Here is an 18,213-nt window from a genome sequence, read left to right on the forward strand (position 1 = left end):
CGTCGCACCGCTGCGATAGCGGTGTGTCAGCCACCTATTGATTACCTGATACACCGCCATCGCGGGCAAGTCTGCTCCCGCATTTGCCCTGTGCTGTTTGATCTACCGCGCCCGGCTTAGGGCTTGAGGCTGGCCTGCACGGCCGCAACGCCATCGCCGCCATCAAACGCCGTAACCCCCGCCAACCAACGCTGCAAATCCTCGGGGTGATCACGCAGCCATTGCTTGGCCACATCCTGTGGCGACTGACGCGCCATGATCGGCACCATCAACTGGCTTTCCTGGGCCGCGGTGAAGGTCAGGTTTTCCAGCAGGCGGTTGGCGTTCGGGCAACGCTCGGGGAAATCCGGCGCGGTAACCGTAGAAACCGTGGCGCGACCTTCGTCGGCACCGAACACGTCTTCACTGCCGGTGAGGTAGGCCATTTTCATGTTGATGTTCATCGGGTGCGGCGTCCAACCGACAAACACCACGAACGCCTTGCGATTCACCGCGCGCTGCACCGCTGCCAGCATGCCCGCTTCGCCGGAGGCGACCAACTTGAAGCCGCCAAGGCCGAACTGGTTGGTGTCGATCATTTTCTGAATATCGGTGTTAGCGCCACTGCCGGGCTCGATGCCATAGAGCTTGCCGCCCAGTTTGTCCTTGAAGCGGGCAATGTCAGCAAAGGTTTTCAACCCGGCGTCGGCCACGTATTGCGGCACGGCCAGGGTGGCTTGGGCGTCAGAGAGGCTGGGCGTAGCGAAGACCTTGACCTGCTTGGCGGCCAGGAATGGCGCGATGTTGTTGTCCATCGCCGGTTTCCAGTAGCCGAGGAAGATATCCAGGCGCTTGTCGCGAATGCCCGCAAAGATGATCTGCTGCACGGCGCTGGTCTGCTTGCTCTCGTAGCCCAGGCCGTTGAGCAGCACGTCGGCCATGCCGGAAGTGGCGACCACGTCCGTCCAACTGACCACGCCCATGCGCACGGTTTTGCACGAGGCCGGTTCGGCGGCCATGGCGTGCGCACTGAGCAGCGCGGCGGCGGTGAGGGGCAACAGGTAACGGTTGAACAGTCTGTTCATCAAAGAGTCTCACTCGGCAGCTTTTATTGTGGGGAGTGGCGTCTGACGCGCCCTACCCACAACCTTACCCAGCGGGACGGTGGTTGAAACGACCTACGGCGACCGGCAGTTGCACTGGGGCGACTGCGATAGCGATATCAGCCGTAACGCTTTTGTCCCCACCTCAACACCCCTTCCAGCAGTTGCGTCAACACCACCCGCGTCGGCTCGGCCAGATCCGACCGATAACGAAACGGCTCAAACTCCTCCATGTAAGCGCTCTGACACAATTCCAGCTGCACGGCGTGGATGTCCTGCGTCGGGTCGCCGTAATGCCGGGTGATATGCCCGCCCTTAAAGCGCCCGTTGAGTACGTGGGTGTACTGCGGATGCGTGGCGCAGATGGCTTCCAATTGGCTCGCCAGCTCAGGGTCGCAGGCGGCGCCGTTGAAGGTGCCGAGGTTGAAGTCGGGCAGCTTGCCGTCGAACAGGTGCGGGATCACCGAGCGGATCGAGTGCGCATCGAACAACAATGCGTAGCCAAACTCAGCCTTGAGCCGCGCCAGTTCCTCTTGCAGGGCGCGGTGGTACGGCCCCCAAATCTTTTGCAGGTAGGTCGCGCGCTCCTCTGCCGACGGCTCCAGACCCTCGCGGAACAGTGGCACGCCGTCGAACAGCGTCGCCGGGTACAGGCCGGTGGTGGCGCCGACATACAGCGGCGTGTCGTCCGAAGGCCGGTTCAGGTCGATGACAAACCGTGAATATTCAGCCGACAAGGTGCTGGCGCCCAGCGCCTCGGCAAAGTCATACAGCGTAGGAATATGCCAGTCGGTGTCCGGCAGGCTTTGCGCCTCAGGGATCAACCCGGCCTCGACCGCAGGCGTCAGGCGTAGGCCCGCATGGGGCATGCTGATCAGCAGCGGCACGCGGCCTTGTTTGAAGTTCAGAACCTTATCCACAGCGGTACTCCTCGTTCACAAAGGCAGCCTTAAACAGTGACATCGACGCCGTGGCGCACGACGCGTTTATCCAACTCGCCGCCCAGCCAGTAGGCGAGATCAGCGGGACGATCGATCTGCCAGGCGACAAAGTCGGCGACTTTGCCCACTTCCAGTGAGCCGTGGGTGTCGCCCATGCCCAGCGCGGTAGCCGCGTGTTGCGTAGCGCCGGCCAAGGCTTCTTCCGGGGTCATGCGGAACAGGGTACAGGCCATGTTCAGCATCAGGCGCACCGACAACGCGGGCGAGGTACCGGGGTTGAGGTCGCTGGCGATGGCGATTTTCACGCCATGCTTGCGCAGGGCTTCCATCGGCGGCAGCTGGGTTTCACGCAAGAAGTAGAAGGCACCCGGCAGTAATACGGCGACAGTGCCGGAGGCAGCCATGGCGATGGCGTCTTCTTCGGTCATGAACTCCAAGTGGTCCGCCGACAACGCGTGATACCGCGCCGCCAGGCTGGAGCCGTGCAGTGCCGACAGCTGTTCGGCGTGCAGCTTCACCGGCAAGCCGAGTTGCTGGGCAACCTTGAACACGCGCTCGACCTGTTCCGGGGAAAACGCCAGGTATTCACAGAACGCATCCACCGCATCCACCAGCCCTTCTGCCGCCAGGGCCGGCAGCATCTCGGAGCAGATGTGGTCGATGTAATCATCCGCGCGATCCTTGTACTCCGGTGGCAAGGCATGAGCCGCCAGGCAGGTGGCGCACACGCTGACCGGCAGCGCTTCGCCGAGGCGACGAATCACCCGCAGCAACTTGCGCTCGCTGGCCAGGTCCAGGCCGTAGCCGGATTTGATCTCAACCGTAGTTACACCGTCGCGCAGCAAACTGCGCAGGCGCTTGTGAGCGCTGGCAAACAGTTCATCTTCAGTGGCGGCGCGGGTGGCGCGTACGGTGCTGGCAATACCGCCGCCCTGGGCCGCGATTTCGGCGTAGCTCACGCCCTCTAGGCGCTGCTCGAATTCGCCGCTGCGATTGCCGCCGAACACCGTGTGGGTGTGGCAGTCGATCAGCCCGGGGGTGACCCACGCGCCTTGCAGGTCATGCGCCTGGGCGTAATTCGCCGGTGGCACTTGGCTGCGGGGGCCGACCCACTCGATGAGCGAACCGGCAGTGACCATCGCGGCATCCTCGATGATCGAGTATTTGCCGCCTGCCATGGTTGCGACGTGGCAGTGTTGCCAAAGCGTTTTCATCAACGCCTCCCTAAGTTAACGATGAGACAAAGCCGAGTCGTAATGGACCTTGGCCGCTTGCCCGGCAGCGGGTTTGACCCACAGCAGGTAGGCCAGAACCAGCAGCACGATCCACACGGCGCCGACCAGCAAGGCCGCCTGGGTGTCCGGGAAGTAACCCAGCACGCCAAACACGAACAGCATGAACACGATGGCCGCCGCGGGCGCATACGGCCAGAACGGCACCGGGAATTTCAGCTCGGCGACCTGTTCGCTGGTCATCGAGCGACGCATCGCGACCTGGGTGAACAGAATCATCAGCCACACCCACACGGTGGCGAAGGTGGCAATCGAGGCGATCAGCAGGAACACGTTTTCCGGGATCAGGTAGTTGAGCACCACGCCGCCCAGCAGCGCCGCGCCCATCACCACCACGGTCATCCACGGCACGCCTTGCTTGGACAACTGGGCAAAGCCCTTGGGCGCCTGCCCTTGCTGAGCCAGGCCATACATCATGCGGCCGGCGCCGAAGATGTCGCTGTTGATGGCCGAGACGGCCGCCGAGATCACCACGATGTTGAGGATGGTCGCCGCCGAACTAATGCCCAGGTTGCTGAAGATCTGCACGAACGGGCTGCCTTGGCTGCCGATCTGCGGCCACGGGTAAATCGCCATCAGCACGAACAGCGTCAGCACGTAGAACAACAGGATGCGTAGCGGCACCGCGTTGATCGCCTTGGGGATCACGCGCTGCGGGTCTTTGGCTTCACCGGCGGTGATGCCGATGATTTCGATGCCGCCGAAGGCAAACATCACCACCGCGAACGAAGCGATCAAGCCGCCGATGCCATTAGGCATGAAACCGCCGTGGGCCCATAGGTTGCTGAGCCCGCTGGCCTGGGTTTCACCGGCCGAATGGATGCCGAACAGCATGATGCCGAAGCCGCCGAGGATCATCGCCACAATGGCGCCGACCTTGAGCAGCGACAGCCAGAATTCCATCTCGCCAAACACCTTGACGCTGCACAGGTTCAGGCCGCCGATCAAAAACACGATGCCGAGCACCCACACCCAACGCGCGACCTCGGGAAACCAGAAGCCCATGTAAATGCCAAAGGCGGTGACGTCGGCCAGGCAGACGATGATCATTTCAAACGCGTAGGTCCAGCCGAGGATAAACCCGGCCATGGGGCCCAGGTAGGTGCTGGCGTACTGGCCAAAGGAGCCGGATACGGGGTTGTGCACAGCCATTTCACCCAGGGCGCGCATCACCATGAATACGGCGGCGCCGCCGATCAGGTAGGCCAGCAGCACGGCCGGCCCGGCCATTTGGATGGCGGAGGCGGAGCCGTAGAACAGCCCGGTGCCGATCGCGGAACCGAGTGCCATGAAGCGAATATGTCGGGCGCTGAGCCCGCGTTTCAAACCCTTTTCTTGCTGGTGCATTTCTCGTCCCTAATTATTCTTATGAGGAGAAGATCGTTCCCACGCTCTGCGTGGGAATGCCGCCTTGGACGCTCTGCGTCCGCTTTAGGAGCCGTGACGCGGAGCGTCACAGGAGGCGTTCCCACGCAGAGCATGGGAACGATCAGCGTGTTAGAGACTTGGCAACAACTTGGCCGGCACCAACTCATTCAGGCAGCGGCTGGCGAGCAATTCGCTGGCGGCATTGATGTCCGGGGCGAAGAAGCGGTCCTTATCGTAGAAACCCACTTTGGCGCGCAAGAGGCCACGGGCTTTTTCCAGCTTCGGCGAGGTCTTCAGGCCGTCACGCAGGTCCAGGCCCTGGCACGCCGCCAGCCACTCGACAGCCAAAATGCCACGGGTGTTCTCAGCCATTTCCCACAGACGCTTGCCTGCTGCCGGCGCCATCGACACGTGGTCTTCCTGGTTGGCCGAGGTCGGCAAACTGTCGACGCTGTGCGGATGGGACAGTGCCTTGTTTTCGCTGGCGAGCGCGGCGGCGGTCACCTGGGCAATCATAAAGCCGGAGTTGACCCCGCCATTGCCCACCAGGAACGGCGGCAGTTGCGACATGTGCTTGTCCATCATCAGCGAGATACGGCGCTCACTCAGGGAGCCGATTTCGGCGATGGCCAGTGCCATGTTGTCGGCGGCCATGGCCACCGGCTCGGCGTGGAAGTTACCGCCGGAAATCACGTCGCCTTCGGCTGCAAACACCAGCGGGTTATCCGACACGGCGTTGGCTTCCACCACCAGCACTTCGGCAGCCTGGCGGAACTGGGTCAGGCAGGCGCCCATGACTTGCGGCTGGCAGCGCAGGGAGTACGGGTCTTGGACTTTGTCGCAGTTCTGGTGCGACTGGGACACCTCGCTGCTTTCACCGAGCAGGTCGCGATAGGCCGCAGCCGAGTCGATCTGCCCACGCTGGCCACGTGCGGCGTGGATACGCGCGTCAAACGGCGAGCGTGAGCCGAGTACCGCTTCCACGGTCAGGCCGCCGCAGGCCAGCGCGCCGGAGAACAGGTCTTCGCCTTCGAACAGGCCACGCAAGGCGTAGGCGGTGGACACTTGGGTGCCGTTGAGCAGCGCCAGGCCTTCTTTGGCGGCGAGGGTCAGCGGCGTCAAGCCGGCGACTTTCAGTGCTTCGGTGGCTTGCAGCCATTCGCCCTTGTAGCGCGCCTTGCCTTCGCCCAGCAGTACCAACGACATGTGCGCCAACGGCGCCAGGTCGCCGGAGGCACCGACCGAACCTTTGAGCGGGATGTGCGGGTACACCTCGGCGTTGATCAGCGCGATCAATGCGTCGATGACCTGGCGGCGGATCCCGGAGAACCCACGGCTGAGGCTGTTGACCTTGAGCACCATGACCAGCCGCACCAGCGCGTCGCTGATCGGCTCACCGACACCGGCGGCGTGGGACAGCACCAGCGAACGCTGGAGGTTTTCCAGGTCTTCGCTGGCGATGCGGGTCGAGGCCAGCAGGCCGAAACCGGTGTTGATGCCGTAGGCGGTGCGGTTCTCGGCGAGAATCTGCTCCACACAGGCAACACTGGCTTCGATCTGCGCCGAGGCGCTGTCATCCAGGCTGAGGGTTACCGGCTGCTGGTAGATGGCCCGCAGTTGGGCAAGGCTCAGTTGGCCTGGAATCAGATTTAGCGCAGTCACATTCATACTCCTTGTGAATTATTCTTTTGAAAAAGTGTTCAGTGCAAATTCGGTAATACGTGGCACAGCAAAGCGGTGTCGTTGAGCAGCGCGGTGGCGCTCGCGATGTCCGGCGCCAGCCAGCGGTCCTGCTCGTAGGCCGGGACTTTTTCACGCAACAAGCGCCAGGCGCTGTCGGTGCCCGCGCCGAAACGCTGGTCCTTGAGAAACTCGAAGGCCTGGGCCGCCAGCAGGTACTCGATAGCGAGGATCTGAGTGACGTTGGCCAACAGCTGGTGCAGCTTGAGCGCGGCGTTGGTGCCCATGCTCAGATGGTCTTCCTGCAACCCCGAGGTAACGAAGTTGTCGAGCACCGCCGGTTGCGCCAACTGACGGTTTTGCCCGCACAGCGAGGCAGCGACGTACTGCACGATCATCATCCCGGAGTTAACCCCAGGGTTGCTGACCAGGAACGCCGGCAAGCCGCTGACGTGCGGGTTAATCAGGCGGTCCAAACGGCGTTCGGCCACCGAGCCGATTTCGGCCATGGCAATCGCCAGCATGTCCGCCGCCAATGCCACCGACTGCCCGTGCGGGTTGGCCTGGGACACCACGCGGTAGGTGTCCGGCGTGCCGAGCACCAGCGGGTTGTCCGTGGCGCTATTGAGTTCGGTCTCGATCTGGCGGGTGGCGTGCTCGACTTGATCACGCGCGGCGCCGTGAATCTGCGGGATCGAGCGGATGCTCAAGGCGTCTTGAGTACGAATGCCTTTGCTGCTGGCGATCACTTCACTGCCATCGAGCAAGGCGCGCAGGTTGATGCCGACTTGCTGCATGCCCGGGTGCGGCTTGAGGGCGATGATGGCTTCGTCGAAAGCGTCGATCTGGCCGCGCTGGGCCTCAAAACTCATGGCGCCGATTACGTCGGCCCATTGCAGCAAATGATGCGCATCGGCCAGGGCCAGGCAGCTCAGGCCGGTCATGCACGGCGTGCCGTTGACCAGGCACAGGCCGTCTTTGGCACCGAGTACGACTGGCTGCAAGCCTTCTGCTTGGAGTGCTTCTTGCGCTGTCACGATCTGGCCGCGATAGCTCACGTTGCCGACACCGAGCAACGCCACACCGACATGGGCCATATGGGTCAGGTAACCCACCGAACCCTGGGACGGCACTTGCGGCGTGATGCCGTGATTAAGCAGCGCCAGCAACGAATGCACCACCTGCGGGTGCAGGCCGGATTTGCCGTGGCTGTAGTTGATGATTGCCGCGCAAATGATCGCACGGGTTTGCTCATCGCTGAGCACCGGGCCGACACCACAGGCGTGACTCAGCAGGGTATTGCGCGACAGCTGGCTGAGTTGCTCGCCCTTGAGCGACACATTGCACAGCGCGCCCAGGCCGGTGTTCACGCCATAAGCGCGTTCACCGCGGGTGACGATGCGCTGCACGATCGCCTGGGCATTGTCGATCCGCGCCCAGGCCTGGCCCGAGAGTTCAAGCACGGCGCCGAAGCGGGCGACGGCGACCACGTCCTGCCAGCGCATGGGGGCGTCGGCGATGATGACTTTTGCTGCCTGGGACATCTTCATACCTTCTTCAATTCTTGTGCAGCCTTACCGGCCTCTTCGCGGGCAAGCCCGCTCCCACAGGGGAACGCATTCCAAATGTGGGAGCGGGCTTGCTCGCGAAGAGGCCAGCCGGCTCAACTCAAAATCCGGATCAGACCACCGCCGCCCGCCGCTGAACAAACCGGTCCACATACTCATCCGCCGGCGAATGCAGGATCTCGCGCGGCGTGCCGACCTGGATCAGCTTGCCGTCCTTGAGGATCGCAATGCGGTTGCCGATACGCACGGCCTCGTCGAGGTCGTGGGTGATGAACACGATGGTTTTGTGCAGAGTCTTTTGCAGCTCGAGCAACTGGTCCTGCATCTCGGCGCGGATCAGCGGGTCGAGGGCGCTGAAGGCTTCGTCCATCAAGATGATGTCGGTATCCGCCGCCAAGGCGCGGGCCAGGCCCACACGCTGGCGCATGCCGCCGGACAGCTGGTGCGGGTATTTATTTTCGTAGCCTTTGAGGCCCACGGTTTCGATCCAGTGCAACGCGCGTTCGGCGCAGACCTGCTTGGTTTCGCCACGCACTTTCAGGCCGTAGGCGACGTTGTCGAGCACGCTCTTGTGGGGCAGCAGGCCGAAGCTCTGGAACACCATGCTGATCTTGTGCCGACGAAATTGGCGCAGGGCTTCCATGTCCAGTTTGAGGATGTCTTCGCCGTCCACCAGGATCGCGCCGCTGGTAGGGTCGATCAGGCGATTGAAGTGACGCACCAACGTCGACTTGCCGGAGCCCGACAAGCCCATGATCACAAAGATCTCGCCGGTGCCGATGCTCAGGGACAAGTCGTTCACGCCGACCACGCAACCGGTCTCGGCCAGCACCTGGTCCTTGGTCTTGCCTTGGCCAACCATGGCCAGGGCGTCCTTGGAGCGGTTGCCGAAAATCTTGAAGACGTTCTTAACTTCAATTTTGCTGACGGTAGTCATTTGCTCGCCTCATGCCGTGGACGACCATAGGCCTGGGTAATGCGGTCGATGACCACTGCAAGAATCACAATCGCCAGGCCCGCTTCGAGGCCACGGCCGACGTTGAGGGTCTGGATGCCGACGAGCACGTCTTCACCCAAGCCACGGGCACCGATCATCGAGGCAATCACCACCATCGACAGCGCCATCATGGTGGTCTGGTTGATCCCGGCCATGATGCTCGGCAGCGCCAGTGGCAGTTGCACACCGAACAGTTGCTGCCAACGGTTGGCACCAAAGGCATTGATAGCTTCCATGACTTCGCCGTCGACTTGGCGAATGCCCAAATCCGTCAGACGAATCAGCGGTGGGGCGGCGTAGATCACCGTGGCGAAAATCGCCGGCACCTTACCGAGGCCGAACAGCATCAGCACCGGAATCAGGTACACGAAGCTGGGCATGGTTTGCATGATGTCCAGCAGCGGCATCAATACCGAACGCAGGCGATTGCTGCGCGCCGAGAGAATGCCCAGCGGAATGCCGATCAGCACCGAGATCACCGTGGCGACCATCATCAGGGCCAGGGTTTGCATCAGCTTGTCCCACAGGCCAACCGCGCCCACCAGGAACAGCAACCCGACGATGACCGCCGTGGTCACCACCTTGCGGGTGGCGTGCCAGGCGATGCCGCCGACGATGGCCAGCATCAGCCACCAAGGCGCCGCGCGCAGCAACCCTTCCAGGTTGACGATGGCCCATAGCAGGGTGTCGGATATCTGCCGGAACACATCGCCGTAGTTGGTGACCAGCGAGTCCACCCAACCGTTGACCCAGTCGGCGATGGAAAACGTAAAACTCTCAGGAAACATAGCGTGCTCTCGATCCAGTGGGTTGTGGCCGGGTGTCCGACTAGCCCCTCAGGGTAGTCGGACACGCTTGACCTACAAGGCCGCGTCGATTTTCTTGGCTGCGTCGTCGCTCACCCACGCGTGCCAGACTTCAGGATGTTCCTTGAGGAAAATTTTCGCCAGTTTTGGCGACTCAATTCGCTCTTTGGCCATGCGACCCAGGTTCTGGTTCAGCAGATCGATTGGCAGGTTGACCTTCTCCAGCACGGCCACCAGCTCCGGCGCTTGCTCGTGGAAGGTCTTGGACAAGCCAACCTTGATGCTCACGGTTTTATCCACGCCCGGCTTCTCTTCCAGCTTGACCAAGTCAACCTGGCCCATCAGCGGGGTGGGCGACCAGTAGTAGAACAGGATCGGCTCGCCACGCTTGTAGCTCGACAGCACCGCCGCATCCAGCGCCGGGCCGGTGCCTGGGCGGAAGTTGGTGTAGGTGCTTTCCAGGCCGTAGCTTTTGAGCATTTCGCTGTTGTCCAGCTCACAGGTCCAGCCGGCCGGGCAATTGTAGAAGCGGCCCTTGGACGGTTCTTCCTGGTCCTTGAATACCGAGGCGTATTTGGCCAGATCCGCGATGTTTTTCAGGCCCGGTGCCTTGGCTTCCAATTTGCGCTTGGCGTCGCCTTCGATCACGTAACGCGGCACGTACCAACCTTCCACTGCACCAACGATCGGGGCACCCACGCCGACGACTTTGCCGGCCTTCTCGGCCTTGTTCCAGACCTCGCTGCGGCCGACCCACTCTTCGGCAAACACTTGAATGTCGTTGCTGCTCAGGGCGTTTTCCATGGTGATGGAGTTGCCCGGCAGGCTGTCGGTTTTGCAGCCGTAACCTTTTTCCAGCACGGTTTGCAGGATGTCGGTGAGCAACATGCCGCTTTCCCAGTTCAGGCCCGCGAATTTCACCGGCTTGCCGGATTCGCACCAGCCGGCCGCCTGGGCGCCGGCGCTAGCCAGCAAGCCTGCACAAAACAGTGATGCCAGCAGGGTTTTATTCATTTTCATTGTTGTGACGCTCCCAATCTTGAAATGGATTACGGCAGTCAGTAGGCGTCCTGCCCTGTCCACGTCCCATCAGGCTTGTGCAGCCAGCCCGTTTGCTATTGGTGTAGCGCCCTGCTCTGGCGGCAGGATCAGGTGTTCAGGAATTGCGCTGTGCCACTTTTTCGCACAGACGTAATAGAGGGCTGCGGGAAGTACCAGACCGATGATCCAGGAAATATCCACATCACCCAGCGCGGCCACCAGCGGGCCGGTGTAGAACTTGGTGGAGATGAAGGGCAATTGCACCAACACGCCGAAGACATAGACGCTGATACCGAGTAGGTTCCAGCGACCGTAGCGGCCGTTCGGGTCGGCCAGCGCCGGCACGTCATAGCGCTCGCGGGTGATGCAGTAGTAATCCACCAAGTTGATCGCACTCCAGGGCGTAAAGAACGCCAGCAGGAACAGGATGAAAGACTTGAAAGCACCGAGGAACGAGTGCTGGCCGAGCAACGCGATCAGGGTCGCAGTGCCGACAATCACCAGCACGAAAACCAGACGCTGAAAGCGCGTGACTTCCAGGCGACCGCGAAAGCCGCTGATGATGGTCGCGATGCACATGAAACTACCGTAGGAGTTCAGCGTAGAGATGGTGACCTTGCCAAACGCGATGCTGAAGTACAGCAGCGCAGCGGTGGCACCCGTGCCGCTCAACCCAACGATGTAAGCCACTTCATGACCAGCGAATTGCCCGTTGGACATGGCCGCCGCAAACACGCCGAGGATCATCGCCACCTGTGCACCAATAACTGAACCCGCGCCAGCGGCGAGAAAGGTTTTCACCGAGGACGTCTTGCTCGGCAAGTAACGTGAATAGTCCGCCACGTAAGGGCCGAAGGCGATCTGCCAGGATGCCGCGAGCGACACCGCGAGCAAAAAACTGCTCCAACTGAAGTGGCGGATTTGCAGCAGTGCGCCAATATCGGTCTGGCTGATCAGGCGACTGAACAGGTAGACGAAGGCAATCACACCGATGACGCTGGCGACGCGGCCGATCCAATGGATCACCCGGTAACCGAGCACCGTGACCAGCACAATGACACTGGCGAAAATAAGGATACCGACGCTGTCACTGACACCAAACAACTGGCCCAGCGCTTGGCCGGAAAGTACGGTGCCGGTCGCGGTAAAGCCGAGGTACATCAAACAGACCAACACGATCGGAATGGCCGCGCCATAAACACCAAACTGTACCCGGCTGGAGATCATCTGCGGCAAGCCAAGCTTCGGCCCTTGCGCCGCATGCAACGCCATGACGCCGCCACCAACCAGTTGGCCGATCAGCAGACCGATCAACGACCAGAACACATCACCGCCCAGCACCACGGCCAGGGCCCCGGTGACAATCGCGGTGATTTGCAGGTTGGCACCCATCCATAGGGTGAACTGACTAAACAGACGACCGTGTCTTTCCGCTTCCGGGATGTAGTCGATCGAACGCCTTTCGATCAACGGGGTGGTGCTTGCACGCGCGTCATTTGCAGCCATGTGTGTTCAACCTCTGATGGATTGTTTTTGGGTGGTGCGGGTTAAACAGGTCTTGTGTACACAGCTCCCACAGGAACCTGGCCAGTCGTTACTTGATCATCGGGAGGTTGAGGCCCTGTTCTTTGGCGCAGTCGATGGCGATTTGGTAGCCGGCATCCGCGTGACGCATCACGCCGGTAGCCGGGTCGTTGTGCAGTACGCGGGCAATCCGCTCAGCGGCTTCATCGGTGCCGTCGCAGACGATCACCATGCCGGAGTGCTGCGAGAAGCCCATGCCCACGCCGCCGCCGTGGTGCAGCGAAACCCAGGTCGCGCCGCTGGCGGTGTTGAGCAAGGCGTTGAGCAGTGGCCAGTCCGACACAGCGTCGGAACCGTCCTGCATGGCCTCGGTTTCGCGGTTCGGGCTGGCAACCGAGCCAGAGTCGAGGTGGTCACGGCCGATCACCACCGGCGCCGACAGCTCGCCGCTGCGCACCATTTCGTTGAACGCCAGGCCCAGCTTGGCGCGCTGGCCCAGGCCAACCCAGCAGATACGTGCCGGCAGGCCCTGGAAGCTGATGCGCTCGCGCGCCATGTCCAGCCAGTTGTGCAGGTGCGCGTCGTCAGGGATCAGCTCTTTGACCTTGGCGTCGGTCTTGTAGATGTCTTGCGGGTCGCCGGACAGTGCCGCCCAACGGAACGGGCCGATGCCACGGCAGAACAGTGGGCGGATGTAGGCCGGTACGAAGCCTGGGAAGTCGAATGCGTTTTCCACGCCTTCTTCTTGCGCCATCTGGCGGATGTTGTTGCCGTAGTCGAAGGTCGGAATGCCTTGCTTCTGGAACTCGAGCATGGCTTTGACGTGCACGGCCATCGACTGTTTGGCGGCCTTGATCACGGCAGCCGGTTCGGTCTTGGCGCGGGCGCGGTATTCGTCCCAAGTCCAGCCTGCCGGCAGGTAGCCGTTGAGTGGGTCGTGGGCGCTGGTCTGGTCGGTGACCATGTCCGGGCGCACGCCACGCTTGACCAGCTCCGGCAGGATTTCTGCCGCATTACCCAGCAGGGCGATGGAGATGGCCTTGCCTTCCTTGGTGTATTTGGCGATGCGGGCCAGGGCGTCGTCGAGGTCGGTGGCTTGCTCGTCGACATAGCGGCTGCTCAAGCGGAAATCGATGCTGACCTGCTGGCACTCGATGTTCAGCGAGCACGCGCCGGCCAGGGTCGCGGCCAACGGCTGAGCGCCGCCCATACCACCGAGGCCGGCGGTGAGTACCCAACGACCGGTCAGGTCGCTGTTGTAATGTTGGCGACCGGCTTCGACGAAGGTTTCGTAAGTACCTTGGACGATGCCCTGGCTGCCGATGTAGATCCAGCTGCCGGCGGTCATCTGGCCGTACATGGCCAGGCCCTTGGCATCCAGCTCGTTGAAGTGTTCCCAGCTGGCCCAGTGCGGCACCAGGTTGGAGTTGGCAATCAGCACGCGTGGGGCGTTGCTGTGGGTCTTGAACACGCCGACCGGCTTGCCGGATTGCACCAGCAAGGTTTCGTCGTCATTCAGGTTGGTGAGGCTCTCGACGATCTGGTCGTAGCACTCCCAGTTGCGCGCCGCACGGCCGATACCACCGTACACCACCAATTCTTTCGGGTTCTCGGCCACTTGCGGGTCGAGGTTGTTCATCAGCATGCGCAGCGGCGCTTCAGTCAGCCAGCTTTTGGCGGTGAGCTTGTTACCGCGGGCGGCGCGGATTTCGACGTCACGGTATTTTGTAGGCTTGGTCACTGCTAAGACTCCTCGGCGATCGATGCGCGAACATTGATGGTGCGAAGGAGAGTCTTACGCACACATCTTTACTTGTACATACAAGCATATGCAATCGAGCGGCCAACTTTCTTAGCGAGGGCGTGAGATTTTTTGGGAAGGTGTGTGAAAGCCTTGGAAATTAAGGCCTGGAGGCTTGGTGAAATTTCTTGCGGAGGCGTTTTGCAGCGAGGGAGATTGTTCATAACAGCGTAGCGTTGCGCCACGCTGGGGCGTTCGGTAACAAATTGGTGCGCTGGCCGGAAACAGATCCCTTGAACAACACAGCTCCCACAGTTTTTAACCGAGTGCGGTCAGTTCGATGACGCAGCAGCGGCCGGTAACCGAGAGGTCCAGCAGGTCGGTGTTACCGTCGATTTGCAGGCAGTCGTGATGACCCAGCTTTTGGTCCAGCACCTTCACTTCATCCGCCACGCTGAACACCAGCACGGTCTGCGCCGTGGTGAAAAACCGCTGCACACCATCCACCCACTGAAAGCGTGCGTGGTAACGCTGGGGCGAATAAATCAGGTTGAAATCGCGGATCGGCCCGGTGATCAAGCGGCAAGAAACCTCGCTCTCACCACTGAACGCAAACGGCTGCAGCGGTAACAAGCCACGTTGCTCTTCGCCATCCACCGTCAGCACCATGCCCGCGCCTTTGATCACGGTGATCACGCGCTGGTAGCCGGCGAAGGTGGAAAACCCGCCCGACTCGGCGATATCGGCAATCGACAGGCGCCAGCCAAAGCCATCCAGGCCTAAGCCTGCGTCACGGGTGATTTCTTCGGTACTGCCGCCGCCGTTTTTCCACGGCATGCGGATGTAATCGGCGGCGCGCCAGACGTTCACTGCACTCATTTACTGAAACGTCCTTCCAGGCTATGACGGGAACCGGGGTGGATCAAACGCGCAGCGGTCACCGGCTGGCGCCCCGACCAAGTGCGGCGGCGAATCAACAAGCACGGCTCGCTCGGCTCGATCTGCAGCAGCTTGCACTCTTCGGCATCGGCGAGGATCGCTTCAACCACATGCTCGCCTTCGGTCAGCGGCGCAACTTGGTTCAAGTAGGCGTACGGCGTTTGTTGCGTGAAGTCCTGCTGCAAGTAGTCCGGCGCCACCAGGGCGTTGACGAAACGGTCTTCGATTTGCACCGGGATGTCGTTTTCGAAATGCACGATCAGCGAGTGGAACACCCGCCCGCCTTCGCGCATTTCCAGGGCGACCGCGCGCTCGGAGCCAGCGGCCTCTTCGCACAAGTGGATGACTTGGCAGGTATGCCGGTGACCGCGAGAGGCGATCTCATCGGCAATGTTGTGCACTTCAAACAGCGCCGATTGGCTCTTGGGCTCGGCGACGAACGTGCCAACGCCTTGCATGCGCACCAGCAACCCTTCAGCGGTGAGTTCGCGCAGGGCGCGGTTGATGGTCATGCGGCTGAAGCCCAGCTGGCTGACCAGCTCGCTCTCGGACGGCACGCGGTAATGCGGCGGCCAGTTGCCGTTGAGGATCTGCTGGCTGATCATCTGTTTGACGCGGGCATACAAGGGCGCCGGACTTTCGTCCATGTGGGCAGCCAGCGAAGACTTGGCAGGCGGAGTCGGCACAGGGAATCCTTGCAGGGGGAAAAGATGCATAGATTGCCGGAGTTTACCGAGCAGGCAAACGTCTGTATATGTATATACAAATAAACACACGACCGGGGTGCCTTGATCATGTCCGCTTTCTTTGCCGAATGCGCGCTGCTGCCTAATGGATGGGCCAACGATGTACGCTTTGAAGTCAGCGCCGATGGCGTGCTGACCCACGTTGAGCCCAATGCCAGTGCAGACGGCGCCGAACGGCTCAGAGGCCCGGTGTTGGCGGGCATGCCGAACCTGCATTCTCATGCGTTCCAACGTGCCATGGCGGGCTTGGCCGAAGTGGCCGGCAACCCGAATGACAGCTTCTGGACCTGGCGCGATTTGATGTACCGCATGGTCGGCAAGATCAGCCCGGAGCAACTGCACATCATCGCCCGCCAGCTGTATATCGAGATGCTCAAGGCCGGTTACACCTCGGTGGCCGAGTTTCACTACGTGCATCACGACGTCAACGGCCAGCCGTACGCCGACCGCGCGCAGCTGTCGCGGCAAATCAGCCAGGCGGCCGCCAGCAGTGGGATTGGCCTGACCTTGCTGCCCGTGCTCTACACCCACGCAGGCTTTGGCGGCCAGGCGCCGAATGAAGGCCAGCGCAGGTTTATCAACAGCACTGAACACTACTTGGACCTGCAAGCGCAGCTCAAGCCGATCCTCGCCGCGCAACCGGCGCAGCAGTTGGGCCTGTGCTTTCACTCCCTGCGCGCCGTCACACCGCAACAAATCCATGATGTCCTGGCTGCCAGCGACAAGGCGTGCCCGGTGCATATCCACATCGCCGAGCAGCAAAAAGAGGTCGACGATTGCCTGGCCTGGAGCGGCAAACGCCCGCTGCAATGGCTGTATGACAACGTCGAGGTGGATGAGCGCTGGTGCTTGGTGCACGCCACTCACGCGGATGCTGACGAAGTGGCGCGCATGGCCAAGAGCCGCGCGATTGCCGGTTTGTGCCTGACCACCGAAGCCAACCTGGGCGACGGCATATTCCCAGCCGTGGATTTCCTCGCCCAAGGCGGACGCATGGGCATTGGCTCCGACAGCCATGTATCGCTTAGCGTGGTGGAAGAGTTACGTTGGCTGGAATACGGCCAGCGCCTGCGCGACCAGCGGCGTAACCGCTTGTACCGCAGTGATCAGCCAATGGTCGGCCGCACACTGTTTGATGCTGCATTGGACGGCGGCGCCCAGGCGCTGGGCCAACCGATTGGTCGTTTGGAAGTGGGCAAACGCGCGGACTGGCTGGTGTTGGATGGCAACGACCCGTACCTGGCAACGGCGACGGAGGACGGCATTCTCAATCGCTGGCTGTTCGCCGGTGGTGATCGGCAGGTGCGCGATGTGCTGGTGAACGGGAAGTGGGTAGTACGGGACGGGCATCATGCAGGTGAAGAGGAAAGCAGCCGCGCCTTCACGCAAGTCCTGAGGGATATGCTGGGCTAACAAACAATGCAAAACAAATGTGGGAGCGGGCTTGCTCGCGAATACGGTGTATCAGTCATTACATCTGTCGACTGACACTCCGTATTCGCGAGCAAGCCCGCTCCCACATTTTGATTGGCGATGGTCCAGGTTTACTGCGAAGTCTTCGCCATCTGCTTGTCCGACGTACGCCAGATCAACCGCGTCGTGTCATACCCTTGCTGGCGCGCCCGGCTCAGCAGGTCCTCGCGGGTGTCGGCGCTCACCGTAGGTGTGCGCGACAAGATCCACATGTAGCGCCGGCTCGGGCTGCCGACGAGGGCAGTCTTGTAGTCGTCGCTGACGTACAGCACCCAGTAATCGCCCTTGGCGACGCCTGGCAGCAACGCCGTGAACCAGTTATTAAATTCCACCCAGAGCTTGTCAGTCTTGCCCGGCACTTGCGGCGTGGCCATGCCCTTGGCTTCCTGCCACTTCCACTCAGGTGTCAGGCAGCGGTTGAACACCGACATGTCGCCATCAGGCAGCAAGGTGTAGCGGGCTTCGGACTGCGCGCAGTTGCGCTGGAAATACATCGGCAATCGGGCCAACTCATACCAGGTGCCCTGGTAACGCTTGAGGTTGACGCTGCCAACGGTCTTGGGTTGCAGATCATCGCCAGAATGGCTGGCGCAGCCCGCCAAAAACAGGCTGGCACAAAGGCACAAAACAAAACGCATCATTCTTCTTCTCCCGCAGGCTCGCGCCCCGGTTTACTTCAGGCCTTGCCCGGAAAACATCAGAACTTTGTCACCGGCATATTGAACGCTGATAAAGCTGTTTTTATCGCCCCACGTGCAACTGGACATGCCCAGTGCGCCGGAACAATCGGTCGGCTTGCCCAGCAACGACTCCACCTCAGCCTTGGCCATGCCAGCCGACAACTTCGCGTAATTTTCTTGGTTGACCTTGCTGCAAGCGGCCAATAGCACGCAAACAGCCAGCAAAGCGAGACGGCGTAACGACATGGAAAAACTCCTGGAGGGACGAAGCAGCTTGGGTATCTGCCAGAAGCTTAGAAGGGAAAAGAGGTGTCTGGTTCCCGATGAACGAAAAC

The 18,213-nt window shown here is 61.4% G+C and carries 16 protein-coding genes; 1 reads left to right on the forward strand and 15 read right to left on the reverse strand.

Translation table 11 applies throughout. The features are described from left to right. Positions 1 to 116: 116 nt before the first annotated feature. From choX to hutC, 13 genes are all read right to left on the reverse strand, one after another. Positions 117 to 1,064: a choline ABC transporter substrate-binding protein gene (gene choX / locus E0F99_RS02710; protein WP_083355691.1), complete on the reverse strand. Its 948-nt coding sequence runs from the start codon at positions 1,062 to 1,064 to the stop codon at positions 117 to 119. A 137-nt stretch (positions 1,065 to 1,201) separates the two neighbouring features. Continuing rightward, the gene (gene hutG, locus E0F99_RS02715) at positions 1,202 to 2,002 is read right to left on the reverse strand and encodes an N-formylglutamate deformylase (protein ID WP_083355692.1); all 801 of its coding nucleotides are present in this window, start codon (positions 2,000 to 2,002) and stop codon (positions 1,202 to 1,204) included. 29 nt (positions 2,003 to 2,031) lie between these two features. Then, the gene (gene hutI / locus E0F99_RS02720) at positions 2,032 to 3,237 is read right to left on the reverse strand and encodes an imidazolonepropionase (protein ID WP_083355693.1); all 1,206 of its coding nucleotides are present in this window, start codon (positions 3,235 to 3,237) and stop codon (positions 2,032 to 2,034) included. 15 nt (positions 3,238 to 3,252) lie between these two features. After that, positions 3,253 to 4,662: an amino acid permease gene (locus tag E0F99_RS02725; RefSeq protein WP_083355694.1), complete on the reverse strand. Its 1,410-nt coding sequence runs from the start codon at positions 4,660 to 4,662 to the stop codon at positions 3,253 to 3,255. 150 nt (positions 4,663 to 4,812) lie between these two features. Beyond that, positions 4,813 to 6,351, reverse strand: a complete 1,539-nt coding sequence (gene hutH / locus E0F99_RS02730) for a histidine ammonia-lyase (RefSeq protein ID WP_130908695.1) — start codon at positions 6,349 to 6,351, stop codon at positions 4,813 to 4,815. A gap of 32 nt (positions 6,352 to 6,383) precedes the next feature. Further along, the gene (locus E0F99_RS02735) at positions 6,384 to 7,907 is read right to left on the reverse strand and encodes an HAL/PAL/TAL family ammonia-lyase (protein WP_083360324.1); all 1,524 of its coding nucleotides are present in this window, start codon (positions 7,905 to 7,907) and stop codon (positions 6,384 to 6,386) included. Positions 7,908 to 8,043: 136 nt separating this feature from the next. Continuing rightward, positions 8,044 to 8,868 carry a quaternary amine ABC transporter ATP-binding protein gene (locus E0F99_RS02740; protein WP_083355695.1) on the reverse strand — a complete coding sequence of 275 codons (825 nt, stop codon included), beginning with the start codon at positions 8,866 to 8,868 and terminating at the stop codon, positions 8,044 to 8,046. Then, complete coding sequence (locus E0F99_RS02745) at positions 8,865 to 9,716, reverse strand: ABC transporter permease (protein WP_083355696.1); 852 nt, start codon at positions 9,714 to 9,716, stop codon at positions 8,865 to 8,867. The genes E0F99_RS02740 and E0F99_RS02745 overlap by 4 nt, the downstream gene beginning before the upstream one ends. A 72-nt stretch (positions 9,717 to 9,788) precedes the next feature. Further along, on the reverse strand, positions 9,789 to 10,754 hold the full coding sequence (locus E0F99_RS02750; RefSeq protein ID WP_083355697.1) for an ABC transporter substrate-binding protein: 966 nt from the start codon (positions 10,752 to 10,754) through the stop codon (positions 9,789 to 9,791). Between the two features lie 69 nt (positions 10,755 to 10,823). Beyond that, positions 10,824 to 12,281, reverse strand: a complete 1,458-nt coding sequence (locus E0F99_RS02755; protein WP_083355698.1) for a purine-cytosine permease family protein — start codon at positions 12,279 to 12,281, stop codon at positions 10,824 to 10,826. An 88-nt stretch (positions 12,282 to 12,369) separates the two neighbouring features. Beyond that, positions 12,370 to 14,040 carry a urocanate hydratase gene (gene hutU, locus E0F99_RS02760; protein WP_032894000.1) on the reverse strand — a complete coding sequence of 557 codons (1,671 nt, stop codon included), beginning with the start codon at positions 14,038 to 14,040 and terminating at the stop codon, positions 12,370 to 12,372. Between the two features lie 318 nt (positions 14,041 to 14,358). Next, entirely contained in the window at positions 14,359 to 14,919 is a 561-nt protein-coding gene (locus E0F99_RS02765) for a HutD/Ves family protein (protein ID WP_083355699.1), read from the reverse strand. Then, positions 14,916 to 15,626 (reverse strand): histidine utilization repressor, encoded by a 711-nt coding sequence (gene hutC, locus E0F99_RS02770; RefSeq protein WP_232000148.1) that lies wholly within the window; start codon positions 15,624 to 15,626, stop codon positions 14,916 to 14,918. Before hutC ends, E0F99_RS02765 begins: the two co-directional genes overlap by 4 nt. A 147-nt stretch (positions 15,627 to 15,773) precedes the next feature. On the opposite strand from hutC, the gene E0F99_RS02775 reads away from it, so the two are divergent. Next, the gene (locus E0F99_RS02775; RefSeq protein WP_083355700.1) at positions 15,774 to 17,138 is read left to right on the forward strand and encodes a formimidoylglutamate deiminase; all 1,365 of its coding nucleotides are present in this window, start codon (positions 15,774 to 15,776) and stop codon (positions 17,136 to 17,138) included. A gap of 131 nt (positions 17,139 to 17,269) precedes the next feature. On the opposite strand, the gene E0F99_RS02780 is transcribed toward E0F99_RS02775, so the two are convergent. Together E0F99_RS02780 and E0F99_RS02785 are read right to left on the reverse strand one after the other, a co-directional pair. Further along, positions 17,270 to 17,839, reverse strand: a complete 570-nt coding sequence (locus tag E0F99_RS02780) for a lipocalin family protein (protein ID WP_083355701.1) — start codon at positions 17,837 to 17,839, stop codon at positions 17,270 to 17,272. Positions 17,840 to 17,869: 30 nt separating this feature from the next. Then, positions 17,870 to 18,124, reverse strand: coding sequence for a hypothetical protein (locus tag E0F99_RS02785; RefSeq protein ID WP_083355702.1), 255 nt, complete (start codon positions 18,122 to 18,124; stop codon positions 17,870 to 17,872). Between the last annotated feature and the right edge of the window lie 89 nt (positions 18,125 to 18,213).

This window comes from Pseudomonas antarctica, assembly GCF_900624995.1.
Taxonomy (GTDB): domain Bacteria; phylum Pseudomonadota; class Gammaproteobacteria; order Pseudomonadales; family Pseudomonadaceae; genus Aquipseudomonas; species Aquipseudomonas antarctica.